The organism is Caulobacter sp. FG121 (assembly GCF_057809815.1).
The window spans coordinates 10,983-36,108 of sequence record NZ_JBMDKR010000003.1; the positions used below are offsets into that span (position 1 = coordinate 10,983).

At 67.7% G+C, this 25,126-nt stretch carries 22 protein-coding genes; 9 read left to right on the forward strand and 13 right to left on the reverse strand.

Annotation, left to right across the window (positions count from 1 at the left end):
- Positions 1-94 precede the first annotated feature (94 nt).
- From sufC to ACODSL_RS08860, 5 genes are read right to left on the reverse strand one after another with little or no spacing between them, the layout of a single operon-like run.
- The gene (gene sufC, locus ACODSL_RS08840) at positions 95-844 is read right to left on the reverse strand and encodes a Fe-S cluster assembly ATPase SufC (protein ID WP_488900314.1); all 750 of its coding nucleotides are present in this window, start codon (positions 842-844) and stop codon (positions 95-97) included.
- Positions 844-1,218, reverse strand: a complete 375-nt coding sequence (locus ACODSL_RS08845) for a VOC family protein (RefSeq protein ID WP_488900315.1) — start codon at positions 1,216-1,218, stop codon at positions 844-846. Before ACODSL_RS08845 ends, sufC begins: the two co-directional genes overlap by 1 nt.
- Positions 1,215-2,684: a Fe-S cluster assembly protein SufB gene (gene sufB, locus ACODSL_RS08850; RefSeq protein WP_488900316.1), complete on the reverse strand. Its 1,470-nt coding sequence runs from the start codon at positions 2,682-2,684 to the stop codon at positions 1,215-1,217. The genes ACODSL_RS08845 and sufB overlap by 4 nt, the downstream gene beginning before the upstream one ends.
- Positions 2,684-3,808, reverse strand: coding sequence for a cysteine desulfurase family protein (locus tag ACODSL_RS08855; RefSeq protein ID WP_488900317.1), 1,125 nt, complete (start codon positions 3,806-3,808; stop codon positions 2,684-2,686). Before ACODSL_RS08855 ends, sufB begins: the two co-directional genes overlap by 1 nt.
- Complete coding sequence (locus tag ACODSL_RS08860) at positions 3,805-4,254, reverse strand: Rrf2 family transcriptional regulator (protein ID WP_488900318.1); 450 nt, start codon at positions 4,252-4,254, stop codon at positions 3,805-3,807. Before ACODSL_RS08860 ends, ACODSL_RS08855 begins: the two co-directional genes overlap by 4 nt.
- A 151-nt stretch (positions 4,255-4,405) precedes the next feature.
- Here ACODSL_RS08860 and ACODSL_RS08865 point away from each other — a divergent pair, with 151 nt between their 5' ends.
- Both ACODSL_RS08865 and ppa read left to right on the forward strand, forming a co-directional pair.
- A complete protein-coding gene (locus ACODSL_RS08865) occupies positions 4,406-5,056 on the forward strand; it encodes an alpha/beta hydrolase (RefSeq protein WP_488900319.1) in 651 nt (216 codons plus the stop codon).
- A 5-nt stretch (positions 5,057-5,061) separates the two neighbouring features.
- Positions 5,062-5,589 carry an inorganic diphosphatase gene (gene ppa, locus ACODSL_RS08870; RefSeq protein ID WP_488900320.1) on the forward strand — a complete coding sequence of 176 codons (528 nt, stop codon included), beginning with the start codon at positions 5,062-5,064 and terminating at the stop codon, positions 5,587-5,589.
- Positions 5,590-5,755: 166 nt separating this feature from the next.
- On the opposite strand, the gene ACODSL_RS08875 is transcribed toward ppa, so the two are convergent.
- The 3 genes from ACODSL_RS08875 to ACODSL_RS08885 are packed head-to-tail and all read right to left on the reverse strand — an operon-like array spanning position 5,756 to position 8,048.
- Complete coding sequence (locus ACODSL_RS08875) at positions 5,756-6,292, reverse strand: DUF1697 domain-containing protein (protein ID WP_488900814.1); 537 nt, start codon at positions 6,290-6,292, stop codon at positions 5,756-5,758.
- Between the two features lie 11 nt (positions 6,293-6,303).
- The gene (locus ACODSL_RS08880; protein WP_488900321.1) at positions 6,304-7,506 is read right to left on the reverse strand and encodes an exo-beta-N-acetylmuramidase NamZ family protein; all 1,203 of its coding nucleotides are present in this window, start codon (positions 7,504-7,506) and stop codon (positions 6,304-6,306) included.
- Positions 7,503-8,048: a DOMON-like domain-containing protein gene (locus tag ACODSL_RS08885; protein ID WP_488900322.1), complete on the reverse strand. Its 546-nt coding sequence runs from the start codon at positions 8,046-8,048 to the stop codon at positions 7,503-7,505. Before ACODSL_RS08885 ends, ACODSL_RS08880 begins: the two co-directional genes overlap by 4 nt.
- A 215-nt stretch (positions 8,049-8,263) precedes the next feature.
- Between ACODSL_RS08885 and tyrS the strand changes: the two genes are divergently transcribed.
- From tyrS to ACODSL_RS08905, 4 genes are all read left to right on the forward strand, one after another.
- Positions 8,264-9,580 (forward strand): tyrosine--tRNA ligase, encoded by a 1,317-nt coding sequence (gene tyrS / locus ACODSL_RS08890; protein ID WP_488900815.1) that lies wholly within the window; start codon positions 8,264-8,266, stop codon positions 9,578-9,580.
- A 68-nt stretch (positions 9,581-9,648) separates the two neighbouring features.
- Positions 9,649-10,107 (forward strand): peroxiredoxin, encoded by a 459-nt coding sequence (locus ACODSL_RS08895; RefSeq protein ID WP_488900323.1) that lies wholly within the window; start codon positions 9,649-9,651, stop codon positions 10,105-10,107.
- A gap of 275 nt (positions 10,108-10,382) precedes the next feature.
- Positions 10,383-11,540, forward strand: coding sequence for a peptidoglycan DD-metalloendopeptidase family protein (locus ACODSL_RS08900; RefSeq protein ID WP_488900324.1), 1,158 nt, complete (start codon positions 10,383-10,385; stop codon positions 11,538-11,540).
- Complete coding sequence (locus ACODSL_RS08905) at positions 11,521-12,015, forward strand: bactofilin family protein (RefSeq protein WP_488900325.1); 495 nt, start codon at positions 11,521-11,523, stop codon at positions 12,013-12,015. The genes ACODSL_RS08900 and ACODSL_RS08905 overlap by 20 nt, the downstream gene beginning before the upstream one ends.
- A 177-nt stretch (positions 12,016-12,192) precedes the next feature.
- On the opposite strand, the gene prfB is transcribed toward ACODSL_RS08905, so the two are convergent.
- The 3 genes from prfB to ACODSL_RS08920 all read right to left on the reverse strand — a co-directional run bounded on the left by prfB (position 12,193) and on the right by ACODSL_RS08920 (position 16,975).
- Positions 12,193-13,315 (reverse strand): peptide chain release factor 2 gene (prfB, locus tag ACODSL_RS08910; RefSeq protein ID WP_488900326.1). Its coding sequence is split into 2 segments (ribosomal slippage): positions 12,193-13,245 and positions 13,247-13,315, totalling 1,122 coding nucleotides; the frame shifts between segments, so codons are not numbered across the junction.
- A 46-nt stretch (positions 13,316-13,361) separates the two neighbouring features.
- Positions 13,362-15,797: a penicillin-binding protein 1A gene (locus ACODSL_RS08915; protein ID WP_488900327.1), complete on the reverse strand. Its 2,436-nt coding sequence runs from the start codon at positions 15,795-15,797 to the stop codon at positions 13,362-13,364.
- A 56-nt stretch (positions 15,798-15,853) separates the two neighbouring features.
- On the reverse strand, positions 15,854-16,975 hold the full coding sequence (locus tag ACODSL_RS08920; protein ID WP_488900328.1) for an N-acetylmuramoyl-L-alanine amidase family protein: 1,122 nt from the start codon (positions 16,973-16,975) through the stop codon (positions 15,854-15,856).
- Between the two features lie 495 nt (positions 16,976-17,470).
- Between ACODSL_RS08920 and ACODSL_RS08925 the strand changes: the two genes are divergently transcribed.
- Genes ACODSL_RS08925 through ACODSL_RS08935 form a run of 3 tightly spaced genes read left to right on the forward strand, consistent with a single transcriptional unit; the run spans position 17,471 to position 22,429 of the window.
- The gene (locus ACODSL_RS08925; protein WP_488900329.1) at positions 17,471-20,158 is read left to right on the forward strand and encodes an Rne/Rng family ribonuclease; all 2,688 of its coding nucleotides are present in this window, start codon (positions 17,471-17,473) and stop codon (positions 20,156-20,158) included.
- A gap of 50 nt (positions 20,159-20,208) precedes the next feature.
- Positions 20,209-21,621, forward strand: coding sequence for a M48 family metalloprotease (locus tag ACODSL_RS08930; protein WP_488900330.1), 1,413 nt, complete (start codon positions 20,209-20,211; stop codon positions 21,619-21,621).
- Between the two features lie 52 nt (positions 21,622-21,673).
- Positions 21,674-22,429 (forward strand): DsbA family protein, encoded by a 756-nt coding sequence (locus tag ACODSL_RS08935; RefSeq protein WP_488900331.1) that lies wholly within the window; start codon positions 21,674-21,676, stop codon positions 22,427-22,429.
- Between the two features lie 2 nt (positions 22,430-22,431).
- On the opposite strand, the gene ACODSL_RS08940 is transcribed toward ACODSL_RS08935, so the two are convergent.
- Positions 22,432-24,105, reverse strand: a complete 1,674-nt coding sequence (locus ACODSL_RS08940; protein ID WP_488900332.1) for a hypothetical protein — start codon at positions 24,103-24,105, stop codon at positions 22,432-22,434.
- A 111-nt stretch (positions 24,106-24,216) separates the two neighbouring features.
- The gene (locus tag ACODSL_RS08945; protein ID WP_488900333.1) at positions 24,217-25,008 is read right to left on the reverse strand and encodes a thiazole synthase; all 792 of its coding nucleotides are present in this window, start codon (positions 25,006-25,008) and stop codon (positions 24,217-24,219) included.
- Positions 25,009-25,126 lie beyond the last annotated feature (118 nt).

The window sequence follows — 25,126 nt, forward strand, 5'->3', positions numbered from 1 at the left end:
GCCGATCCTCGACTGGCCGGGCGCGGCAGCGGACGCACCCCCAACCCTGCCCTTCCCCCATCGAGGGGGAAGGGTTCTTTGACGAGCGCCAACATCACGCCGCCACCTGCACGTACTTGTCGTAGCCCTCGGCCTCGAGCTGCAGCGCCAGCTCCGGTCCGCCGGAGGCGACGATCTTCCCGGCGCTCAGCACATGCACGCGGTCAGGTTTGATGTAGTCGAGCAGCCGCTGGTAGTGGGTGATCACCAGCATGCCGCGGTCGGGGCTGCGCATGGCGTTGACGCCCTCTGACACGATGCGCAGGGCGTCGATGTCCAGGCCGCTGTCGGTCTCGTCGAGGATCAGGAAACGCGGCTCCAGCATGGCCATCTGGAAGATCTCCATCCGCTTCTTCTCGCCGCCGGAGAAGCCGACGTTGAGCGCCCGCTTGAGCATCTCGAAGTCGATCTTCAGCGACGCCGCCGTCTCGCGGGCCTTCTTGAGGAAGGCCGGGGCGGCGATCTCGGCCTCGCCGCGGGCCTTGCGCTGGGCGTTGAGCGCGGTGCGGATGAAGGTCAGGGCCGGAACCCCCGGAATTTCCAGCGGATACTGGAACGACAGGAACACGCCCTTCGCCGCTCGTTCGTTGGCTTCCAGCGCCAGCAAGTCCTCGCCGTCGAGCGTCGCCGAGCCCTCGGTCACGGTGTAGCCGGGCCGCCCGGTCAGCACATAGCTGAGCGTCGACTTCCCCGCCCCGTTCGGCCCCATGATGGCGTGCACCTCCCCGGCGGGGACCTCGAGGGTCAGCCCGTTGAGGATCTGCTTCTCGCCGACGGTGGCGTGGAGGTTGGTGATGGAGAGCATCAGGCGTTGTCCGGAAGGGGCTTCAGGAACTCGAGCCTGTTGCCGAAGGGGTCGTAGAGATAGACGCGCTCGAAGCCGTCGAGGTCGTCATCGAATTGCGTTCTGAAGCCGGCCGCCTCCGCCCGCGCGGCGAGCCCGGCGACGTCATCCACCTCGAAGGCCACATGGGCCTTCACGTTGGCGCGGAAGTCCTGCTCGACGCCGAGGTGAACCTTCACCGCGCCCTGTTCGAACCAGCAGCCGCCGCGCTTGGCCAGCTCGGCGGGCTTGGGGACCTCTGTCAGGCCCAGCAGGTCGCCGTAGAACGGGCGCGCCTGCGCCTCTCCACCTACGGGGATGGCCAGCTGAACGTGGTCAATGGCACGGAGGGTCATCCCACGCTCCCTTCAAGCGAAATTGCCACCAGCTTCTGCGCCTCGACCGCGAACTCCATCGGCAGGGTCTGGAGCACGTCGCGGACGAAGCCGTTGACCAGCAAGGCCACCGCCGACTCCGTGTCCAGGCCCCGCTGCTGGCAATAGAACAGCTGGTCGTCGGAGAGCCGCGTCGTCGTCGCCTCGTGCTCGAAAACGCTCTGACCGTTGCGGGCCTCGATGTAGGGCACGGTGTGGGCGGCGCAGTCCTTGCCGATCAGCAGGCTGTCGCACTGGGTGAAGTTGCGCGACCCGACGGCCTTCGGGTGGGCCGAGACCAGCCCGCGATAGGTGTTGGACGACTTCCCCGCCGAGATGCCCTTAGAAATGATCCGCGAGCGGGTGTTGGCGCCCAGGTGGATCATCTTGGTGCCGGTGTCGGCCTGCTGGTGGCCGTTGGTCACGGCGATCGAATAGAACTCGCCCGAGCTGCCCTCCCCGCGCAGGACGCACGACGGGTATTTCCAGGTGATCGCCGAGCCGGTCTCGACCTGGGTCCAGCTGACCTTGGCCCGGGCTTCCCGGCAGTCGGCCCGCTTGGTGACAAAGTTGTAGATGCCGCCCTTCCCGGTGACCGGATCGCCCGGGTACCAGTTCTGGACCGTCGAATATTTGATCTCGGCGTCTTCCAGGATGACCAGCTCGACCACGGCGGCGTGCAGCTGGTTCTCGTCGCGCATCGGCGCGGTGCAGCCCTCGAGGTAGGAGCAGTAGCTACCTTTATCCGCGATGATCAGGGTCCGCTCGAACTGCCCGCTGTCCTTGGCGTTGATGCGGAAATAGGTGCTGAGCTCCATCGGGCAGCGCACGCCCGGCGGGATGTAGACGAAGCTGCCGTCGCTGAAGACCGCGCTGTTGAGGCAGGCGAAATAGTTGTCGCTGACCGGCACGACCGAGCCGAGGTATTTCCTGACCAGTTCGGGGTGTTCTCGGATCGCCTCGCTGATCGGGCAGAAGATCACCCCGACGGCCGCCAACTCCTTCTTGAAGGTGGTGACCACCGACACGCTGTCGAACACAGCGTCGACGGCGTAGCGCGGCGCGCCCTGCACGCCGGCCAGCACTTCCTGTTCGCGCAGCGGGATGCCGAGCTTCTTGTAGGTCTCCAGGATGTCCGGATCGACCTCGTCCAGGCTCATCGGCCCGGCCTTCTGCGACGGCGCGGCGTAGTAGTAGGAGTCCTGGTAGTCGATCTTGGGATAGTTGACCTTGGCCCAGTCGGGCTCTTCCAGCGCCAGCCAGCGCTCGAAGGCCTCCAGACGCCAGGCCAGCATCCACTCCGGCTCGTTCTTCTTGGCCGAGATGAACCGCACGATGTCGGCGTTCAGCCCCTTGGGCGCGAAGTCCTGCTCGATGTCGGTGACGAAGCCGTGCTGGTACTTTTCCAGCTCGGCGACCGCGTCGACGGTTTCCTTGACGGCGGCCATTACGCAACTTCCTTCCGGCGCGCCGTGTGGCGCGCATACAGGTCCAGCCAGGCGTCGCCGGCGGCGATCCAGTCCTGTTCCGTGCTTGCCCAGCCGCCGCTGATACGGATGGCGCTGGGCGCCAGATCAGCCCGGCCCATCGCGGCCACGACATCGCTGGGCTTCATCTTGCCGGACGAGCAGGCCGGGCCGGCGCTGATCATCACGCCCGCCAGATCCATACCCATGACCTGCATCTGGGCATCGAAGCCCGGCGCGGCGAAACCGAGCGTCTGCGGCAAGCGTGGCGCGCCCTTGCCGAGCACGATCGCGCCGGCGGCTTCCACCCGATCCTGCAGCGTGTCGCGCCAGGAGGCCTGGGCGGAGATGGCGTCGAGGTCGCGGACAGCGGCGTCTGCAGCCGCGCCGAACCCGGCGATGCCGGAGAGGTTCTCGGCCCCGGCGCGTCGGCCGCGCTCCTGCCCGCCGCCGTGCAGCCGTCGCACCAGCGTCGCGCGCGGCCCGGCGGCCAGCGCCCCGACGCCGAACGGCCCGCCGATCTTGTGCGCCGCCAGCGCCAGTGTGTCCGCGCCGAGCGCGTTGAAATCGATGGCGATCTTGCCCGCGGCCTGAACAGCGTCGACATGCAGCCAGCCGCCGGCCTCGCGCACCAGCGCGGCGGCCTGCGCCACCGGCTGGATCACGCCCGTCTCGTTGTTGGCCAGCATCAGGCAGACCAGCGGCTTGCCGCCCTTCGCGAGCGCCTGCGCCAGCCAGGCCAGGTCCGCGACGCCGTCGGCGTCCACCGGCCAGACCTCGACCGGAACACCGGCCGCGCGGACGTTCTCCGCAACGGCGCCATGCTCGGTCGCGCCCAGCAGGATGCGGTCGAAGCCCGCCGAGACGGCGCTCTCGATGGCCAGGGCGTTGGACTCGGTCCCGCCGCTGGTGAAGGTGATAGAGCCCGGCAGCACCGACACAAGCGCCGCCACCTGCGCCCGCGACGCCTCGATCAGCGATCGCGCGGCGCGGCCCGCGGCGTGCACCGAAGAGGGATTGCCGCCGATCTCCAGCGCCCGCACGACCGCATCCTTTGCCTCGGGGCGGACGGGAGCGGTGGCGTTGTAGTCGAGATAGACGGTCACGCGGCCTCCGGCGCGGCCATGCGCAGCTTCCCGGAAATCACATCGGCCAGCGAGACCGAGGCCAGATAGCTGTGCAGCTGGCGGCCCATCTCTTCCCAAAGGTCGTGGGTCATGCAGCGCTCGCCGCCGACCATGCACCCGCGCCCGGCCGGCTTGCCGCAGCGGGTCGCGCGCAGCGGCTCATCCACGGCCAGCACGATGTCGGCGACCGTCGTCTCGCCCGCGCTCAGCGCCAGCCGATAGCCGCCGCCGGGCCCCCGCACGCTCTTGACCAGCCCCTTGCGGCGCAGGCGCGCGAACAACTGCTCCAGATAGGACAGCGATATCTGCTGCCGCGCGGCGATCTCGGCGAGCGACACGGCGCGCACCGAATCGTCCGCGCCCTGCCGTCCGGCAAGGTCGGTCATGGCCATCACGGCGTAGCGGCCCTTGGTGGACAGGCGCATGGCGAGATTCCCTGGCATCCGGCGCGCGGCCTGTGCTAAGGCCGCGCCTCGCCCGCAAGGCCTTGTCGAAGGCCGACGCGGACGTCGCTGATCTAGGAAAACCAAGCGCAGTGGTCAAGTATTCCACGGCTCGGCAGGACGGGAAAAACGCATGCCTGAAGTGGTGCTCACCGGCGCGGCCGGCCGGATTGAAGGTCGGTATTCACCGGGCAAGCGCGAGAACGCGCCCATCGCCCTGATCCTCCACCCGCACCCGCGGGCCGGCGGCCACATGAACCACCCGGTGTCGGTGCAGCTCTATCACCTGTTCATGAAGCGCGGCTTTTCGGTGCTGCGCTTCAACTTCCGCGGCGTCGGCCGCAGCCAGGGCGAGTTCGACGCCGGTATCGGCGAACTGGCCGACGCAGCCACGGCGCTCGACTGGCTGCAGGCGGCCAATCCGCAGGCCAGCCAGTTCTGGGTCGCCGGCTACAGCTTCGGCGCCTACATCGGCATGCAACTCTTGATGCGCCGCCCGGAGACGGACGGCTTCATCAGCGTCTCGCCGCCGACCAACATGTACGACTTCAGCTTCCTGGCCCCCTGCCCGGCCTCCGGCCTGATCCTGCACGGCCAGGCCGACACGGTCGTGCCGCCGGTCGAGGTCGAGCGCGTCGTCTCCAAGCTGCGGACGCAGAAGGGCATCGTCATCGACTATGAGCTGGTGGAGGGCGCGACCCATTTCTGGGCCGAGCACCTGCCCGAAGTCGAAAAGCGCGTCGGGGCTTATCTCGACAAGCGTCTGGAAGCCGATCCGGCCTGATCGTCATGAACCTTGATGCCATCGCCATCGGCGTGAACCCGCCGGAAGACGTCAACGTCATCGTCGAGGTGCCGATCGGCGGCGAGCCGATCAAGTACGAGCTCGACAAGGACGCGGGCGTGCTGGTCGTCGACCGCTTCCTCTATACGGCCATGCGCTATCCGGGGAACTACGGCTTCATCCCCCATACGCTGTCCGGTGATGGCGACCCCGTCGACGTGATCGTGGTCAACACCCGTGCCATCGCGCCCGGCGCGGTGATGAGCAGCCGCATCGTCGGCGTGCTGCTGATGGAAGACCAGGCAGGCATCGACGAGAAGCTGATCGCGGTGCCGTCCTCGCACCTGACCGCCCGCTACGACAGCGTGCGCAACTACACCGACCTGCCCCAGATCACGCTCGACCAGATCGAGCACTTCTTCACCCACTACAAGGACCTCGAGCCCGGCAAGTGGACCAAGGTCAAGGGCTGGGGCGACGCGGCCCAGGCCCGTCAGATGGTGCTGGAGGGGATTGAACGGGCGAAGAAATAAGCCACTCCTCCCCTCGCAGAGGGGAGGGGGACCATCCGGAGGATGGTGGAGGGGCTGCGCCGAGCTCGCCGGAAGGACGGGAATTCAGGATGTGGCCGCTCGCGTTGGCGCTGCCCCTCCACCGCTCTCCGAGCGGTCCCCCTCCCCGCTTCGCGGAGAGGAAAGTCTAAGCCCCGATCAACCCTGCGATCTTCAGCACCGTTTTCCAGTTTCGCCCGGTCGACGTCAGCCCCAGCGCCTTCCTGCCGAACACCAGCGCGGCCTTCGAGTCCGCGATGCCGTCGCCGAAGAAGGCATAGACGCATCGGTCTCCCGCCTCGACCCGCTCGCCCGGCGTCGCCACGGCGCGGATCATCGCCAGCATGTCCGGCGTCACAGGCTCGCGCGCGACATTGACGAGAAACCGCGACGGCTCACGTTCGGCCTCCCGCGGCATTGGATTGGCTTCAATCATCGACCGCCAGGTCTTCGGACCGCGCACGATCATCCGGGTGACCAGACCCAGCCGCGCCTCGGCCTCCCGCTCCAGCAGCGCCTCCACGGCCTCGTCGCTCTGGTCGCCCGCCTCGAACACCACATTGCCGCTGGCCAGCAGGGTCTTCACATGCGTGAACCCGAGCGCCTCGACCATGGCCTTCAGATCCGCCATGGCGACCTTCTTCGCCCCGCCGACATTGACGCCTCTGAGCAGGGCGATGCGCATCGTCACGGCGGTCAGTACAGCAGGTAGGGCCGGCGCTCAGCGATCCACGCCTGCTCGTCGGGCGTGGTCAGGGCATCGAGGTCGCCGGGCGTCGCCATCGGATCATCAACCCACTCGCGCAGGCCCGGCCCGCCGTTGATCACGTCGATGGCCAGCCTGTCGAACACGTACTCGTACGGGAAGTCCCGCCACAGGTGGTAGTCAGGATACAGCCGTCGGATCGCCTTGAAAGCCAGCGCCTGCACCCGCCACGGCCGGAACGCCGCGTGGTCGTAGGACGGGTCGTCGACGTGGATCTGCACGCCGTTGCACAGCTGGCCGACATGCTTGTGGAAGGTCGGCTGGAACCAGATGTCGCGCAGGCGGCAGCCCTTCAACCACTGCGGCGCGAACGCCTGCATTTCAGCGATGATCTTGCGGGCGTCGATGTCCGGCGCGCCGAACAGCTCCAGCGGCCGGGTCGTTCCGCGACCTTCGGAGAGGTTGGTCCCCTCCAGCATCACGGTGCCGGCATAGGCGCGGGCCATCGACAGGTTGGGCGCATTGGGGCTGGGATTGATCCAGCTGCGCTCGCCCAGCGGCCAGCCGTAGCCGGGCGCGGCGGCGGGGTCGTAGCCTTCCATTTCGATCACGCGATAGACGACATCGAGGCTCCGCGTGCGCACGAACCACTGGCCAAGCTCGCCCAGCGTCAGGCCGTGGCGCATCGGCAGCGGCCCGGCGCCGACGAAGCTTTCCCAGCCCGGCAGCAGGGTCAGCCCCTCGACCGGGCGGCCGGCGGGATTGGGGCGGTCAAGCACCCACACCTCCTTGCCGTGCCCGGCGGCGGCCTCGAGCACGTAGAGCAGCGTGGTGATGAAGGTATAGATGCGGCAGCCGAGGTCCTGCATGTCGACCAGCAGTACGTCGAACGTGCCCATGGCCTGGCCGGTCGGCCGGCGCGTCTCGCCGTACAGGCTGAACACCGGAAAGCCGTAGACCGGGTCGGTGAAGTCCGGTGACTCCATCATGTTGTCCTGCAGATCTCCGCGCATGCCGTGCTGCGGTCCGAAGGCCGCGGTGATCTGGATGTCAGGGCAGGCCGCCAGGGCGTCGATCGAATGGGCCAGGTCCGCCGTCACCGAGGCTGGATGCGCCAGCAGGGCCACGCGCTTGCCCTTCAGGTCGGCTCGCAGGGAGGGGTCGGCGAGCAGACGATCGATGCCGAAGTTCATGCGGGCTCCAGAGTAGCTGCGAAGGAGTCGGGATGGTGAAAGTCAGGCTTACCCGGCGCATGGGCGAGCGCCCAGTAGGACTTGCGGCCGTTGCTTTCCTCGATGACCGTCGAAAGGCCCAGCCTTGCCGGGAGATCAGCCGTCAGGTCGGCCTGACCGGACATGTCCAGCGTCGCCACGAGCTCGAAGAGACTGGCCGACGCTCTGCGGGTCATATGAGTCAGCGCGAGACCGTCGGGCGAACTCATGCCCTCGCGGTACCGATCGAAGCGGTAGCCCGCCCAGCGGTTCGAGGGCGACAGGTTGATCTCGTAGTAGGCCTCGTCAGCGGCCGGCTGAATGAAAGCCTCGAAGCAGCTGTGTTTCCAGAGGTCATCCACGCGCGCGCGTTCCAGAGGCTCAGGCCAGCGGACCTCTGCGATATCGCCAGCGGCGACAAAGCGCAGGGCGAGAGTCGCAGGCGTCGCGAACGCGAGGTTCACCTCGATCCTTGTCACCGACTCGCACGGCGTATCGGGGTGGGGTGTCAGCGTCAGCAGCATACCCCTTCGATACCCTCACCTTGACGCCGGTCAATGGCGGAGGCATTCAGCAACCCATGATCGCTCGCCGCGCCCTTTGCAGCCTCTATTACGCCCGCTCGTCCTGACGAGCGGCTGTGCGATCGCATGCCGCCACACCGCCGGCGGCATGCTCTGAACTTCAACGCAGACAGTCTCCGGCCTCACCCCGAGGAGACCTTTCCGTGCCCGCGACCTTGAACCCCTCCCCGCCCGACGTGCTAGAGCCGTCCGCGCAAGGAGACTCCATCCCCATGACCGCCGAACCCCAGTTCAAGTCGACGTTCCTGCAGCTGATGCGGGACCGCGGCTACATCCACCAGATCACCCATCCGGAGGAGCTGGACGAGGCGGCGAGCAACGGGATCATCACCGGCTACATCGGCTACGACGCCACCGCGCCGAGCCTGCACGTCGGCAACCTGATCACCATCATGATGCTGCGCCGGCTGCAGCAGGCCGGCCACAAGCCGATCGTCATCGTCGGCGGCGGCACCTCCAAGGTCGGCGACCCGTCCGGCAAGGACGAGACGCGCCAGCTGCGCACCCATGAGGAAATCCAGGCCAACATCGCCAGTCAGAAGCAGGCCTTCGGCAAGTTCCTGACCTTCGGCGACGGTCCGACCGACGCCCTGCTGATCGACAACGACGAGTGGCTGAGCAAGCTCGGCTACATCGACTTCCTGCGCGAGTACGGCGTCCACTTCACGATCAACCGCATGCTGGCCTTTGACTCGGTCAAGCTGCGGCTCGATCGCGAGCAGCCGCTGACCTTCATCGAGTTCAACTACATGCTCATGCAGGCGACCGACTTCCTCGAGCTGAACCGCCGTCACGGCGTGACGCTTCAAATGGGCGGCTCGGACCAGTGGGGCAACATCCTCAATGGCGTCGAACTGATCCGCCGCGTGGACCAGAAGCCGGCGTTCGGATTGACCACGCCCCTGCTGTCGACCGCCTCGGGCGCCAAGATGGGCAAGACGGCCCAGGGCGCGGTCTGGCTCAACGCCGACATGCGGTCGCCCTACGACTACTGGCAGTTCTGGCGCAACGCCGAGGACGCCGATGTCGGCCGGTTCCTGCGCCTGTTCACCGATCTGCCGCTGGACGAGATCGCCCGACTGGAAGCGCTCGACGGCGCGGCGATCAACGACGCCAAGAAGGTGCTGGCCGACGAAGCCACCCGCATGCTCCACGGCGCCGAGGCGGCGAAAGCCGCGCGAGACGCAGCCGAGAAAGCCTTCGAACAGGGCGCCCTCTCGGACGACCTGCCGACCGTCGAGATCGCGGCGGCCGAACTGGCGGCAGGGATACAGCTGGCCAAGCTGGCCGTGACGGCCGGGCTTGCCGGCTCGAACGGCGAAGCCCGCCGCCTCGCCCAGGGCGGCGGCCTGCGCCTGAACGACGCCCAGGAACTGGACGCCAATCGCGAACTCACCCCCGCTGACCTTGTCGACGGCGTGATCAAGCTTGGCGCGGGCAAGAAGAAGATCGTCCTGGTCCGGCCAGTCTAGCCATCTATGTCAACCCGGACGCCGAAGGCGAACCGGCCGGGATGACAATGATTGTTGTGGAGAGAGACATGCTGACTGAAGGCGACACCGCCCCGGACTTCGACCTGCCCACCGACACGGGCCGCGTCTCCCTGTCCGCCCTGAAGGGCAAGAAGGTCGTGCTGTTCTTCTATCCGAAGGACGACACGCCTGGCTGCACTACCGAGAACATCGAGTTCTCCGCCGCGAAGGCCGATTTCGACGCGGCTGACGCGGTGCTGGTCGGCGTCTCAAAGGACACCGCCGTCAAACACGGCAAGTTCCGCGCGAAACACGGCCTGACCGTCGAGCTGGGATCGGACGCCGACACCGATGTCATCGAGCGGTATGGCGCCTGGGTCCAGAAGAGCCTCTACGGCCGGGAATACATGGGCATCGACCGGTCGACCTGGCTGATCGACGGCGAAGGCGTGATCCGGAAAATCTGGCGAAAAGTGAAGGTGAAGGGTCACGCGGCCGACGTTCTCGCCGCCGCGCGAGCCCTTTAGCCACAAGGGCGGCAATCGGTCGCACCTGTCGGAAATCCAGACCGTTACTCAAGGGTAACGTCCGGTGTTGCGAAAACGCCGCAGATACGCCCGAATATTCCCGCCCAGCGCGCAAAGTCGACGCGAAGAACTGGCGCATCGATCACATCGTGGTTAACCCTGACCTGACAAGGCCAGATTCCCCCATCCGCGCACACCTGACGCGCGAAGGGCCTTGCGTGATTCCCCGTATTCATCACATATCGCGATCACCGAGAAATTCGGGTTCGGGGGCCATGGCCACAGCACGCTTGCGCAGAATTTTGCGAGCCTTGGAGGAGTTGTTTCCGGAACGGCATCTCTACATCCGCTCGGGTGGTGAGATGCGCGGCTTCGTGCTCTCCACCAGCAAACAGATCATGGGCGCCGGGATCATCGGCGCGGCGGCCCTGTGGATGGGTGTCTGCACCGCGGCCATGCTGGTCAGCGCCCTGTCCGTCAGCGCCACCGATCAGGAACTCGGCCGCCGCGACGCCTATTGGGAACGGGTCACCGCCGACCGCCAGGCGCGCCTCAACAGCGCGATGCAACAGCTGTCCCAGACCGACGGCTCGCTGGTCGAACTGGCCAATTCCGTTGAAAAACGCCACGCCGCGCTCGCCCAGCTTCTGACCGACTCCGGCTTCCGCGGCGCGCCCGGCGCCGCACAGGCCCTCGCCCCCGCCAAACCCCGCCTCAACGGCGGCTCGCCGATCCAGCGCGTGCAGTACACGCTGATGGATCAGGAGCGGATGATCACCGCCGCCGAGAGCTACGCCCTCAGCCGCGCCGAACGCCTCCGCCTCGCCTTCCGCCTGGCCGGATTGAACCCTGACAGCTACGCCGGTCGCGGCGGCGCCCTCGGCGGTCCGCTGATCGAGGCCCGCGACCCGCGCGCCCTGGCCGCCGTGCTGGACGTCGATGAAAGCTTCGCCCAGCGCATCCAGCGCGCGGCGACCAACATGTCGGACATGCGAGCCCTCGCCGATGCGGCGCGCGGCCTGCCCTTCTTCCGCCCGACCAGCGCCGCGGCGCAGTCGAGCAGCTACGGCGTGCGTCTGGATCCTTTCACGCGCCGGCCGGCATTCCATTCCGGCCTGGACTTCCCCGGCGCCACCTTCACGCCGATCTATTCGACCGCTCCGGGCGTCGTGTCGTTCACGGGCGTTCGGTCGGGTTACGGCAACACGGTCGAGATCGACCATGGCGCCGGATTCAAGACGCGTTACGCCCACCTGGCCGGTTACAATGTCTCGATCGGGCAGCGCGTCACAGTTGGCCAGCGTATTGCATCGATGGGGTCGACCGGCCGGTCGACTGGCCCACATTTGCACTATGAAGTGTGGGTCAATGGCCGGGCGCAGAACCCCAACCGATACTTGAAGGCCGGCGAATATGTTCAGCAAGCAGAATAAGACCCCGCCCAAACCCACGGCCGTTTCGGCTCCGGTGTCCGCACCGGCCCCCATTGCGCCCGAGCAACCCAAGGCGCGACCGAAGGTGGCATCCCTTATCAGCGACGGGATTACGATCGAGGGCGGCGTCGTCGGCGACGGCGAGCTGCAGATCGATGGCGTGGTCCGCGGCGATGTCCGGGTGGCCCGCCTGACGGTCGGCGACACCGGCCATATCGAGGGCTCGGTCTACGCCGAAGCCACCGAGATCCGCGGTCGCGTGATCGGCTCGGTGACCGCCAAGCAGGTGCGTCTTTATGGGACAGCCTACGTTGACGGCGACATCACCCACGAGCAGCTGGCGATGGAAACAGGGGCCTTCTTCCAGGGCCGCAGCCTGAAGTTCCAGCGCCCGCCGCAGCCGCAGCACAACCCCTCGCCCGCGCCCCAGGCGCCGCAAGGCCAGGGCCTCGGCATCCCGCCCAAGGTCGGCTGACACCCGCTTTCCTTCTCCCCTTGCGGGAGAAGGTGTCAGGCGGAGCCTGACGGATGAGGGGTCTCCCGGCTCCGTCAGTTTCGTCGACATGCGCTTTGTCAGGTCCGATCTTCGACCCCTCATCCGACCCGCTTCGCGGGCCACCTTCTCCCGCAAGGGGAGAAGGTTGAGGCGGGCCTACCCCTCGACCGCATCCCGCGTCGCGCCGACTCGCTGTGCGAGGGCGGCGCCCATGAACTGGTCGAGATCACCGTCCAGAACGCCGGCGGTGTCGGAGGTCTCGACGCTCGTCCGCAGGTCCTTGACCATCTGGTAGGGCTGCAGGACGTAACTGCGGATCTGGTGACCCCAGCCAATATCGGTCTTCTGGTCCTCGAGGGCCTGGGCCGCCGCCTCGCGCTTCTGCAGTTCCATCTCGTACAGCCGCGCGCGCAGCATCTTCCAGGCTTCCTCGCGGTTCTGGTGCTGGCTGCGGCCAGCCTGGCAGGCCACGGCGATGCCGGTCGGGATGTGCGTCAGGCGCACGGCCGAGTCCGTCTTGTTGATGTGCTGGCCGCCGGCGCCGCTGGCCCGGTAGGTGTCGGTCCGCACATCGGCCGGGTTGATCTCGATCTCGATGGTGTCGTCGATGACCGGATAGACCCAGGCGGACGCGAAGCTGGTGTGCCGCTTGGCCGCCGCGTCATAGGGACTGATGCGGACCAGACGGTGCACCCCTGCCTCGGTCTTCAGCCAGCCGTAGGCGTTGGGCCCTTTGACCTGCAGCGTCGCCGACTTGATGCCGACCTGGTCGCCGCCGGTCTCTTCGACCAGCTCGACGCTGTAGCCGTGGGCGTTGGCCCAGCGGGTGTACATGCGCAGCAGCATGTTGGCCCAGTCGCAGGACTCCGTGCCGCCGGCGCCCGAGTTGATTTCGATATAGGCGTCGTTGCCGTCGGCCTCGCCGGACAGCAGCGCCTCCAGCTCCGCCTTGCCGGCGCGGGCCTTGAGGGTCTTCAGCTTCGCCCGTGCGTCCTCCAGCGAGGACTCGTCGCCCTCGGCGTCGGCCATCTCGGCGTATTCGACGGCGTCGGCGAGATCGCGTTCGAGGCTGCGAACCGCCTCGACCCGGTCAGCCAGCTGCTGCCGTTCGCGCATCAGGGCCTGGGCCTCGGCGGGCTTGTCCCACAGCGTGGGGTCTTCGGAACGAGCGTCCAGCTCGTGCAGGCGTCTTAGGGCTGCATCCCAGTCAAAGACGCCTCCTGAGCAGTCCGGCGGACTGCTCGATGTCGGCCTTGGCGGCCTCAACATCCGGTCTCATGAAAGTCTCCGATCAAGCGGGCGCGGGCCTTACCCCGCGCGTCGCCTCAATACAATCCCGTCAGGTCGTCGGGGATCTTGGGTTTCGGCGGAGCCTTGGGCGCCGACGGCGGCTGCTCGCTGTTCAGCTGCCCGCCCGGCCAGGCGTTCTGGTAGTTCACCGGACCGGCGGCGTTGACCGGCGCGACGGGCCCCACCGGTCCATGCGGCTCCGTGCCCGGCCGGAAGGCCTCACGCTGCCCGCCGACGACCGCGAACTTGGCGGTCTTGGGCGGCTTGAAGTCCTGCACCGGCACGCCCTTGATGGCTTCCTGCATGAAGTCGATGAACACCGGCAGGGCCGACACACCGCCCGCCTCGCCTTCACCCAGCGACCTGTTGTCGTCGAAGCCGATGAAGACGCCGACCACGATCTGCGGTGTGAACCCCATAAACCAGGCGCTGCGGTACTCGTTGGTGGTTCCGGTCTTGCCGCCAACCGGCCGTCCGAGCACGAGGGCCTGGGTGGCCGTGCCGCGCTGAACCACGCCCTGGAGCATCGAGGATATCTGGTAGGCGGTAACGGGGTCGATGATCTGCTCGCCGGCCGTCGCGATGCGCGGGCTCTCCTCGCCGCCGAATCCGGCCGTACAGCGCGGGCAGTCCCGCTTGTCGGCGCGATAGATCACGCGCCCTTCCCGGTCCTCGACCAGTTCGATCAGATGCGGCTCCACCCGGCGACCGCCGTTGACGAAGGCCGTGTAGGCGGCGGTCAGGCGGAACGGAGTGGTCTCACCGGCGCCCAGCGCCATCGCCAGCACCGGCTCCATCGAGCGGACAATGCCGAATTTGACGCACAGATCGACGATCTTCTTCATGCCGACGCCCTGCGCGAGGCGCACGGTCATGGCGTTGCGCGACAGTTCCAGCCCACGCCGCAGCGGCATCGAGCCGTAGTACTTCTTGTTGTAGTTCTCGGGCGTCCAGTCCTCGCCGTTGACCCCGCCCTTGAAGACGATCTGGGCGTCGGTGACGTAGCTGGCCGGGGTGAAGCCGCCGTCGGGCTCCAGCGCCGCGGCGTAGACGAATGGCTTGATAGCCGAGCCGGGCTGACGCATCGCCTGGGTGGCGCGGTTGAAGCTCGACAGCGAGAACGAATAACCGCCGACCATCGCCAGGACGCGGCCGGTGTGGGGTTCCATCGCCACCAGGGCGCCGTTGGCCGCGGGCACCTGCTTCAGGCGATAGACGCCCGACGCGGTCGGCTCGACGAACACCAGATCACCGACCTTGAGGCCCTTGCCGGCCTTGGCCCAGGCCACGTCCTCGCCGGCCAGAGCGCCGGGGCCGTAGTCCTTGGCCGGACGGACACGCACCCCGCCGGCGACGCTTTCGATGACGGCCGCCCGCCAGCCGCGACGCTCGGACGGCGGCGTCTTCTTCATGGCCGCCTTTTCCCAGCCCGGCGCCATGTCAGTCGTGCCCCAGGCCCCGCGCCAGCCGTGGCGGCGGTCATAGTTCTCGAGCCCGTCCATCAGCGCGACGCGCGCGGCCGTCTGCAGCCGCGGATCAAGCGTCGTCCGCATGTAGTAGCCGCCCTCGCTGAGGCGCGGACCGAGCGTGACCATGCCGCGGCGGCGGACTTCCTCGACGAAATAGTCTGCGTCCCGATATTTGGCGCGCGAGGGCGCGGCCTGGACCTTGAGGTCCTCTTTCATCGCCGCCGCAGCGTCCGCATGGCTGACCCAGCCCAGCTCGGCCATCTGACTGAGGACCCAGTTGCGACGGCCGATCGCGTTCTTCTTGCGGCGGATCGGATGGTAGTTGTCCGGCCCCTTGGGCAGCGACGCCAGATAGGCGCACTCGGCCAGAGTCAGATCGGAAACCGGCTTGCCGAAGTAGTTGTAAGCCGCCGCGCCTACGCCGAACGACCGGTACCCCAGCCAGATTTCGTTGAGATAGAGTTCGAGGATGCGGTCCTTGGTCAGGGTCTGTTCGAGTCGCCGGGCGAGAATCGCTTCCTTGAGCTTGCGGCCGACCGTGGCGTCACTGGTCAGCAGGACGTTCTTGGCCACCTGCTGGGTGATCGTGGACCCGCCTTCGAGTCGCCGGCCCTGAATGGCGTTCAGCACATTCTTGATCATCGCCCGCGACAGACCCTGCACGTCAACACCGCTGTGCTGGAAGAAGTTGCGGTCCTCGGCGGCGAGGAACGCCTGCACGAGGCGGGGCGGAATCTGGTCGTAGGGGATGAAAATCCGCCGTTCGCGCGAAAATTCGCCGATCAGCGTGCCATCCCAGGCATAGACGCGCGTCGCGGTGGGCGGCCGGTAGTCGGTGAGGTCGCCCGCGTCCGGCATGTCGTGGAACAGCCACGCCGCATAGATCGCCAGCGTGAACCCCGCCACGGCGATGAGGCTGAGCACACTGACGCCGACGATGGCCACCCATCGTTCGGGCGGCTCCTCAAACGGCCAAAGACGCAGTAGGGCCTTCTCAAGCATGGGCCTGCTTAGCCTGACTGGAGCCGGGCGCCAACGGCTCCCGCGTCAGGAAGCGGCTAAGTGTTCGCGCGTCCAGCCTGGCCGGCGAACCAGGCGTCCACGGCGTCGCCCACGGCGTCCATAAGCCTTTTGCGGCTTGCGGAATTGGTCAGCTGTCGCTCATCGGCGGGATTGTTGATGAAGCCCATTTCCAGCAGCACGGCAGGGACGTCCGGGGCCAGAAGCACCATCAGATTTCCGTCCCGGTGGCTGCGGCGCAACAGGGTCGTCTCATCGGCGATGTGAGTCAGCAGCATCTCGGCGAAATCCGCCGACCGGTTGCGAGTCGCGCGCTGGGTCAGATCGAGGATGATTTCGCCGACCGTCCGGTCCGCCCCCGGGAAATTCACCGGCATCAGCCAGTCGTCCTTGCGCAGGACCTTGGTTACGCGGCTCTCACCGCGTTCCGACAGGGTATAGACGCTCGCGCCCCGCATCGCCGTCGTGGGCCCCGAGTCGGCGTGCAGCGAGATGAACAGGTCCGCGTCGGCCGACCGGGCGATCTGCACCCGGCTTTCGAGCGGGATGTAGTCGTCGGTCGAGCGGGTCAGCACGACACGATACCGGCCGGTCCGCTCGAGGCGGGCCTTGAGCGCCTTGGCGGCGGCCAGGGTGACGTCCTTTTCATGCGCGGTCGTACCACCGGCGCCGGGGTCCTTGCCGCCGTGCCCCGCGTCGATGACTACAACGCGCGGACCACTGCGACGGAACGCGCGGGCGGCGGCCACGGGGGCCGGCGGCTCGGGTCGGGCCACAGGCCCCTTGCCAGGCGTGGCGTTGAGCGCCTTCAGGTCGATCACATAGCGGTAGGTCGACACGCCATCGCCGGGCGGCAGAAGGAAGCGACGCCGAACCTCGGCGCCGCGCGCCAGATCAATATTGAGCTTCAGGGCGGTTGCGCCTCGCTCGACGTTCCAGCGCCGCACCAGCCCCTGCCCGCCGCCGCTCAGATCGCCGGAGGTGTCGAGGCGCGGGAGGGCGACGACGATCTTGCCGCCGGCCCCGTCCTGGACGAGCTTGCCCGTCACCGAACGGTCGAGATCAAGGACGACACGGGTTTCGGTCTGGTCGCCGCCGACGCGGACCTTGAGCAGGCCACTGTTGCTGGAGGATCCGCGGGCGACGCCGCCGAGACTCATGACCGCGAGACTCAGGCAGGCCAGGAGGGCAAAGCCTCTCCATCCCGTCAGAAATCGACCGGTCGTCAACGCCCGCATTCTACGTCCCACACATCGCTTTGCGATTGATCGAGCATCATCGCCCTCGACGTGTATCGATTTGGTTAAGCCATTGCCTACGACCGGCGATTGCGACGCGCTTTCCTTTTGCGCCCGGATAGGGGTAAGGTCCCCTTGCGCGCCGGTTCCCGCGACTGACGGAAACTCTCCGCGCACGAGACACTTCAAGGCCGCGCGTCGGGCCCATCGCCCACCGGCGATCGACGCAACCATCTGATCCCGCGCTGATCCTGGCGCGACAAGGAAATTTCCTCATGGGCTGCGCACACGCCCTGGCCTGGCATTCGCCCCTTCGCACCGCAGATCGCTGCGCGTCGGACGGCCACACGGAGCGCGCCTTCACATCATGCCGGCGACCGGGCCTTGCGCCCGCCGCGCGCCGGGGAGACGCTTTTTATGACCAAGAAAATGCTTATCGACGCGGCCCACCCGGAAGAAACCCGGGTCGTCGTCGTGGACGGAAACCGGGTTGAAGAGTTCGATTTCGAAAGCCAGAACAAGAAACAGCTTCGCGGGAACATCTACCTCGCCAAGGTGACGCGGGTTGAGCCCAGCCTGCAGGCGGCTTTCATCGAATACGGCGGCAATCGTCACGGCTTCCTGGCCTTCAACGAGATCCACCCCGACTACTACCAGATCCCCCTCGCCGACCGCGAAGCGCTGATGCGCGCCCAGGCCGAGGATGACGACGAGCCCGAGACCCGCGGCCGTGGCCGCTCGGCCGCCCCGACGTCGGAAAACGACGACGATGACGATCACGAGGCCTCCGAGGACGAAGACGACGTCATGGACGAAGAGGTGGCCCGCCGCCGCCGTCGCCTGATGCGCAATTACAAGATCCAGGAAGTGATCCGCCGCCGGCAGATCATGCTGGTTCAGGTCGTCAAGGAAGAGCGCGGCAACAAGGGCGCGGCCCTGACCACCTACCTGTCGTTGGCCGGCCGCTACGGCGTCCTGATGCCCAACACCGCCCGCGGCGGCGGTATCAGCCGCAAGATCACCACCGTCACCGACCGCAAGAAGCTCAAGACGATCGTCCAGAGCCTGGACGTGCCGAAAGGCATGGGCCTGATCGTCCGCACGGCCGGTGCCAAGCGCACCAAGACCGAGATCAAGCGCGACTACGACTATCTGCTGCGTGCCTGGGAAAATATCCGCGAGACGACGCTGCATTCGATCGCGCCGGCACTGATCTACGAGGAAGAAGACCTCGTGAAGCGCGCGATCCGCGACCTGTTCGACAAGGACATCGACGGGGTCTGGGTCGAGGGCGAGCGTGGCTACAAGGATGCGCGCGACTTCATGCGCATGCTGATGCCGTCGCAGGCCAAGAAGGTCCAGCTGTACCGCGAGCCCACGCCGCTGTTCGTGGCGCACAAGGTCGAGGGCCATCTGTCACAGATCTACACGCCGGTCGTGCCGCTGAAGTCCGGCGGCTATCTGGTGATCAACCAGACCGAGGCGCTGGTCGCGGTCGACGTCAACTCCGGCAAGTCGACCCGCGAGCGCAACGTCGAGGCGACGGCGCTCAAGACCAACATGGAAGCGGCCGAGGAAGCCGCGCGCCAGCTCCGCCTGCGCGACCTGGCCGGCCTGATCGTCATCGACTTCATCGACATGGATGAGGCGAAGAACAATCGCGCCGTCGAGAAGAAGCTCAAGGATGCCCTCAAGGACGATCGCGCCCGCATCCAGATGGGCAAGATCAGCTCCTTCGGCCTGATGGAAATCAGCCGCCAGCGTCGCCGCAGCGGCGTGCTGGAAGGGACCACCCACGTCTGCGAACACTGCGCGGGCACCGGCCGCCTTCGCTCCGCCGAGTCCAGCGCCCTGGCCGCCCTGCGCGCCGTGGAGATGGAAGCCCTGCAAGGCGGCGGCGAGGTGACGCTGAAGGTGTCGCCAGCCGTCGGGCTCTACATCCTCAACGAGAAGCGCGCCTATCTGACGCGCGTGCACCAGACGCATCACCTGTTCGTCACGGTGCAGATCGACGCCGCGCTCGGCCAGGCCGACCACGAGATCGAACGCACGGCCAGCGGCGAGCATTCGCTGCATGACCTCGAGCCGCTCCCCGCGGCCGGACGCGTCGCCTACGACCCTGAAGACGATCTGCTGGATGACGGCGCCGACTTCGAGGACGAAGACGAGGAAGACGAAGAGGAAGAAGAGGCCGAAGAGAACGAAGGCGGCCTGTCCGACGACGAAGACGAGGACGAAGGCGAGCCTCGACCGGCCCGTGAAGGCCGCGCCCCGCGCGAGGACGGTGATGCCGGTGAAGGCGGCGGCCGTCATGGCCGCAGCCGTCGCCGTCGCCGTCGCGGTGGTCGTCGCGATGAGGGCGATGTCGCGGAAGCCGCCGCCGCTCCGGCCGAAGCGCCGGCCCGCGACGACGCCGACGCCGAAGGTGGTGACAGCGAAGCCCAGCGCCGCCGCCGCCGCGGCCGTCGTGGCGGACGCCGCATGCGGGACGACGCCCGCCCGCAGGACGGATTCTCCTGGACCCGCCCCCGCGTGCCGTTCGGCGACGATCCGTTCGTCTGGCATGATCCGGCGACGCTGGTCGAAGGCGGCGCTCCCGCCCCGGCCGGCGACAGCCGTCCGCCTCGCCGTGAACCGGCCCCTCGCACCGAAGCCGCGCCTGTCGAGGCGGCGCCCGTCGTCGCCTCGACGCCGTCCGACGTCGACATCTGGGTCGAACTGCCGCCGGAGCCGGAAGCCGGCGCCAAGCGCCGCGCCCGCAAGCCGCGCAGCGGAAAGGCCACGGCCGCGCCGGTCGAAGAGGTCGCCGATGTCGTGACCGAAGCGGTCGCCACGCCGGTTCCCGAAACCCTGGTCGACGTCGCGCCCGAACCGGAAGCGACGCCGCCGGCCAAGCCCAAGGGTCGGTCGCGCGCGAAAGCCAAGCCGGCCCCTGAGCCGGAAGCTGTCGCCGCCGAAGCTGCTGTCGAGGCGGCCCCGGAACCGGTCGTCGAGCCGGTCGCCGAAATCGTCGCGCCGCCGGCGGCCGCCATTGTTCAGCCCGATCCGGCTGAGATTGTCGCTCCGCCAGAGAAGCCCAAGCGAGGCTGGTGGCGCCGTGGCTAACGGGCCGGTAGGGTAATCACGCGCGGGGGCGCGACGGAGAGTATTGCGGCATGACCTCCCCGATCCGGAAGCCTGGCAGGACCCTCGGCATCATCGCCGCGTTCACCGCGGCGATGATGACCCAGGCCGCGCCTGTCTGGGCGCAGTCCTCCGAGCGGGGCCCTACCCTGCTGCGCGACACCGAGATCGAGGAAATCCTCCACCATGAGGCTGACCCGATCTTTCGCGCCGCGGGCCTGCATCCTGAGGATGTCCGCATCCTCCTGATCGGCGACCCGACTCTGAACGCCTTCGCCACCCAGGGCCAGCAACTCGGCCTCCACACCGGGCTGATCCTCGAGGCCGAGACCCCCAACCAGCTCAAAGGGGTTATCGCCCACGAGACCGGCCACCTCGCTGGCGGCCACCCGATCCGCTCGGGCGAGCTGACCCGGGCCGGCCTCAAGCCGATGCTGCTGACCATGGGTCTGGGCGTCCTGGCCATGTTCGCCGGCGCGCCTGACGCGGGCGCGATCCTGATGGCGAACTCGCAGTATTTCGGCGCCCTCGGCGCTCTGGGATACAGCCGCGAACAGGAAGGCCGCGCCGACCAGGCTGCGGTCGGATTCCTCGAGAAGACCGGGCAGTCGGGCAAGGGGCTCGTCGATTTCTTCGACAAGTTCCGGTACCAGGAGGTCTTCTCCCAGGATCGCCGCTTCCCCTATTTCCGCAGCCACCCGCTGTCGTCGCAGCGGATTGAGCTCCTGCGCAGCCGGGTCGAGGCCCAGGCCAGTTTCCCCGCTGCGGATTCGGCGGCGGACGTCCTCGAATTCCAGATCATGAAGGCCAAGATCGATGGCTTCGTGAATCCGCAGCTGTCGCTGACCAAATACAAGGAAACCGACACCAGCTATCCGGCCCGCTATGCCCGGGCCATCGCCTACTACCAGATCAAGGATCCGGACCGTGCGATCCGGCTGATCGACGCCATGCTCGTGGAACAGCCGAACAACCCCTACCTGTGGGAGTTGAAGGGTCAGATCCTGTTCGAGTTCGGCCGCGTGGCCGAAGCAGAGGAGCCGCAGCGCCGCTCGGTCGCCCTCAAGCCGGACGCCGCCCTTCTCCGCATCAACCTGGGTCAGACGCTGATCAACCTGAACGACGCAAAGAAGCGCGACGAAGGGATCGCCGAGCTCAAGCGCGTGACGCTGCTGGAAGATGACAACGCCGAAGCGTGGCGTCTGCTGGCCATGGCCTACGAAGCCCGCGGCGATGAGGGCCTGGCCCGGCTGGCCACGGCCGAACAGTATTTCGCCATCGGCGCCCTGGGCGAATCCCGCAACTTCGCCGTCCGGGCCCGGGAGCTGTTTGATCGCAGCACCGTCGAATGGCTCCGGGCCACCGACATCATCATGGCCTCGAACCCGACAGACCTCGATCTGCGGGTGCTGTCCGACGAAGGCTCGACCTCTCGTCGCCGTTGACCCGCGACGCCAGACAATCCGTCCCAGAGTTCAAATCCGCCGGAGTTTCCCGATGCGTACGATGCTGATCGCCGCCCTCGCCATCCTGACGACCGCCTGCGGCTCTTCGTCGACCACGCCCAAGGTCGACCCGGCCTTTGGCCAGAAGGTGCGGGCCTATCTGCTGGCCAATCCGGAAATCCTCATCGAGGTGAGCACCGCCCTGAAGACCAAACAGGCCCGGGAGTCGCTCGGCGCCTACCGCCAGCAGCTGGAGAACGACCCGCGCGACCAGGTCCTGAACCCTGATGGCAAGATCACTGTCGTCGAGCTGTTCGACTACAACTGCGGCTACTGCAAGCTGATCGCCCCGCAGATTCTCGAGCTGGCGCGCACCCATCCGCAGGTGCGGTTCGTGTTCAAGGACATGGTCATCTTTGGCGAGACCAGCGAGTTCGCAGCGGCGGCCGCATCGCTCACTACATCGCCGGCGGCCTATTCGGCGCTGCACCGCGACTTCATGGCCGCGAAACCCCTCAATGACGCCGTCGCCGCGCGCATCATGGCCGCCCACGGCATCGACCCGCAGGCGGCCCGTCAGGCCCAGGCCTCCGCCGACCGCAAGCGCTACCTGCAGGACGTCCACGGTATCGCCAGCGGCCTCGGCATCGAGGGCACGCCGGCCTTCATCGTCGGCGACACGCTGATTCCGGGCGCCGATCCGGACGCTCTGAAGGCCGCCATCGCCGCGGAACTCCGCCGCAAGCCGGGTTCGGATCAACAGGCCTCGGCGGGCCCGGGCAAGGGCGCGCCCCGCCCGGCGAGCTGACGCTAGATCCCGTTCAGGCTGAGCCCCTCGACCGCGCCGCCGCTCCAGCCGGCCTTCGCGCGGGTCAGGGCGTCAACGGCCGCCGGCTGATGACCCAGGGCCGCTTCGGCCCGGGACAGCACCAGCAGGCTCATCGGATCCTTCGGCCACTTGGCCAGCACCGCGTTGGCTTCGACCAGCGCCTGATCGGCGTGGCCGCCGGCCAGCAGGGCCGCCGCCAGGCTGCGCCGCGCCGGATACCACCATATCGGCGGGTCGCCGCCGAAGCCGAACACCTTCTCCTGCTTCGCCGCGGCCTTGCGGAACGCCGCCGCCGCATCTCCGTAACGCCCCTCCAGCATCGCCGCCCGGCCCAGCAGGGTTTCATGAGCGATCAGGATGAGGGCCCCGGCAGTCGGTCCGCCCTGGCGGTACCCCGCCATCTCCTTTGACGTCGGCGTCAGCGCGGCGGCCTCGGCCAGCACGCCCTTCGCGTCGCCCTTGCGCGCCAGCGCCTCACCCCGGCCATAGCGCCACATCGCCCGCACCAGCGGCAGGCGGTCGCCGGGCCCGGCCATGGCCAGCACCTTGTCCGGATCGCCGTAGCGCCCCAGCGCGAACCAGCCCGACCCCGCGCTGGCCTGCAGCCACGGCTGCTTCTCGGCAATCTCGACCGGTACGCTGGTGTAGAGGTCCGCGATCGACAGCGCCGCCTCGGCGTCGCCGGCCATCATCGCCCCGCCCACGGCAAAGCGGACGTTGTGGCCGTAGTAGGGGATCTTCCAGCCGGTCGCGGCGCCGTCGGCCTTCATGCGTTGCGTATCGACGGCGATGGCCGCCAGATTGACTCGGCCCGCCTCGCGGTAGCGCCCAACCACATAGTAGGTGTGCGACGGCATGTGGATCAGATGGCTGGCCGCCGGCGCGAGCCGGCCCAGCTTGTCCGCGTAGGGCTCGGCCTTGCCGCCCTCGTCGATCCACTCGCTGGAGTGGATGTAGAAGTGGATCGCGCCGACATGGTCCGGCGACCGGGCGAGCACCCGCTCGAGCAGGGCGTCGGCTTCACGCACGCGGGCCTTACTGCTGGTGTCCATCAACGCCTCGGCCGCGAGCACCTGCAGCGCGTCGTCGTCCGGCCAGGTCGCGGCGATCGCGACCATGTCCGCCGCATATGCGCCATCGCCGCCGATGCGCTGGTAGCGCCGGACCATCGCGGCCAGCAGGCGCTTCTCCTTCGCCGTCGCGCTCGTGCCCAGCTGTTGCGCCTTGACCGCCAGTTCCAGGGCCTTGGCGCGCTCTTCGCCGCTGATGCCGTAGTTGATCGTCGGCCCTTCGGCGAAGGCCTGGCCCCAGACGCACATGGCGCAGGCGGGATCGAGCCGTGCGGCCTCCTTGAAGGCGGCCTTGGCGTCCTCATGGGCGAAGGCCTGGGCCAGCTGGATGCCGAAGCTGAACCAGCGCTGGGCCTCGGGATTGCCGGTGCTGATCGAAAATCCGCCATTGCCGAAGCCCTGCGACAGCTTAAGCGCCGCGGCGGCGACCGGCGGCGCGCTTCCGCCCGAACTTTCCGCCTCGTTGCCACAGATCATCGACAGGGTCAGGGCGTCGATGACCTGCTCGTCCGCCGACCGGGACGGCTCGGCGAGGCCGATGACGAATCCTGCCACGGCGACGCCGGCAAACAGACCAATGCGCATATGGACCCCCTCTGCTGCCGCCGAGGCTATCAGAGGTCAGGTCCCGCGCAATCCGGAGAACGGGACTCCCGGGACCGATACTGCCGGGACATTGCGAGACAATCGGCGACTCTAGATCAGCCCCGCCAGCGGCGAGCTCGGGTCGGCGTACATCCGGCGGGCCATGCGGCCGGCGAGGTAGGAGTCCCGCCCGGCCATGACCGCGTACTTCATGGCGCGGGCCATGCGGATCGGGTCCTTGGCCTCGGCGATGGCGGTGTTCATCAGGATGCCGTCGCAGCCCAGCTCCATGCCGATGGTCGCGTCCGAGGCCGTGCCGACCCCGGCGTCGACCAGCACCGGCACTTTGGACTGCTCGACGATCAGGCGGATGTTGACCTTGTTCTGGATGCCGAGGCCCGAGCCGATCGGCGCGCCAAGCGGCATGATGGCGGCGGCGCCGGCCTCTTCCAGCTTGCGGGCGTAGACGATGTCGTCGGTGCAGTAGACCATCACGTCGAAACCCTCCTTCACCAGCAGTTTCAACGCCTTCAGGGTCTCTTCCATGTCCGGATAGAGGGTCTTCGGGTCGCTCAGCACCTCCAGCTTGACCAGCGACCAGTCGCCAGCCTCGCGCGCCAGCCGCAGGGTCCTCACCGCCTCCTCGCCGGTGAAACAGCCTGCGGTATTGGGCAGGTAGGTGAACCGGTCGGGCCGGACGAAATCCATCAGCAGCGGCTGGCTGGGGTCGGAAATGTTTACCCGGCGCACGGCCACGGTGACGATCTCGGCCCCGGCCGCCTCGGCGGCGGCGGCGTTGGTGGCGTAGTCCTTGTACTTCCCCGTGCCGACGATCAGGCGCGAGGTGAAGGTGCGGCCGGCGACGGTCCAGGTGTCGGCGGCGGGGGTCAGGGTCTCGGTCATGGCGGCGGTTTACGCCGTGTCGCGCCCCGCGAGAAGAACGCGGACGCATCTGCACCAAATCTGCATCACAGCCGTTCGTCCCCTGCACCCCTCCCCCGTTGACCCGGCGCGGCGTCGG

What these genes read in the sequence shown, in the direction of transcription:
- sufC (WP_488900314.1), bottom strand. Translation starts at nt 844, where the DNA reads ATGCTCTCCATCACCAACCTCCACGCCACCGTCGGCGAGAAGCAGATC.
- ACODSL_RS08845 (WP_488900315.1), bottom strand. Translation starts at nt 1,218, where the DNA reads ATGACCCTCCGTGCCATTGACCACGTTCAGCTGGCCATCCCCGTAGGT.
- sufB (WP_488900316.1), bottom strand. Translation starts at nt 2,684, where the DNA reads ATGGCCGCCGTCAAGGAAACCGTCGACGCGGTCGCCGAGCTGGAAAAG.
- ACODSL_RS08860 (WP_488900318.1), bottom strand. Translation starts at nt 4,254, where the DNA reads ATGCGCCTGTCCACCAAGGGCCGCTACGCCGTGATGGCCATGACCGAC.
- ACODSL_RS08865 (WP_488900319.1), top strand. Translation starts at nt 4,406, where the DNA reads ATGCCTGAAGTGGTGCTCACCGGCGCGGCCGGCCGGATTGAAGGTCGG.
- ppa (WP_488900320.1), top strand. Translation starts at nt 5,062, where the DNA reads ATGAACCTTGATGCCATCGCCATCGGCGTGAACCCGCCGGAAGACGTC.
- ACODSL_RS08875 (WP_488900814.1), bottom strand. Translation starts at nt 6,292, where the DNA reads ATGCGCATCGCCCTGCTCAGAGGCGTCAATGTCGGCGGGGCGAAGAAG.
- ACODSL_RS08880 (WP_488900321.1), bottom strand. Translation starts at nt 7,506, where the DNA reads ATGAACTTCGGCATCGATCGTCTGCTCGCCGACCCCTCCCTGCGAGCC.
- ACODSL_RS08885 (WP_488900322.1), bottom strand. Translation starts at nt 8,048, where the DNA reads ATGCTGCTGACGCTGACACCCCACCCCGATACGCCGTGCGAGTCGGTG.
- ACODSL_RS08895 (WP_488900323.1), top strand. Translation starts at nt 9,649, where the DNA reads ATGCTGACTGAAGGCGACACCGCCCCGGACTTCGACCTGCCCACCGAC.
- ACODSL_RS08900 (WP_488900324.1), top strand. Translation starts at nt 10,383, where the DNA reads ATGGCCACAGCACGCTTGCGCAGAATTTTGCGAGCCTTGGAGGAGTTG.
- ACODSL_RS08905 (WP_488900325.1), top strand. Translation starts at nt 11,521, where the DNA reads ATGTTCAGCAAGCAGAATAAGACCCCGCCCAAACCCACGGCCGTTTCG.
- ACODSL_RS08915 (WP_488900327.1), bottom strand. Translation starts at nt 15,797, where the DNA reads ATGCTTGAGAAGGCCCTACTGCGTCTTTGGCCGTTTGAGGAGCCGCCC.
- ACODSL_RS08920 (WP_488900328.1), bottom strand. Translation starts at nt 16,975, where the DNA reads ATGAGTCTCGGCGGCGTCGCCCGCGGATCCTCCAGCAACAGTGGCCTG.
- ACODSL_RS08925 (WP_488900329.1), top strand. Translation starts at nt 17,471, where the DNA reads ATGACCAAGAAAATGCTTATCGACGCGGCCCACCCGGAAGAAACCCGG.
- ACODSL_RS08930 (WP_488900330.1), top strand. Translation starts at nt 20,209, where the DNA reads ATGACCTCCCCGATCCGGAAGCCTGGCAGGACCCTCGGCATCATCGCC.
- ACODSL_RS08935 (WP_488900331.1), top strand. Translation starts at nt 21,674, where the DNA reads ATGCGTACGATGCTGATCGCCGCCCTCGCCATCCTGACGACCGCCTGC.
- ACODSL_RS08940 (WP_488900332.1), bottom strand. Translation starts at nt 24,105, where the DNA reads ATGCGCATTGGTCTGTTTGCCGGCGTCGCCGTGGCAGGATTCGTCATC.
- ACODSL_RS08945 (WP_488900333.1), bottom strand. Translation starts at nt 25,008, where the DNA reads ATGACCGAGACCCTGACCCCCGCCGCCGACACCTGGACCGTCGCCGGC.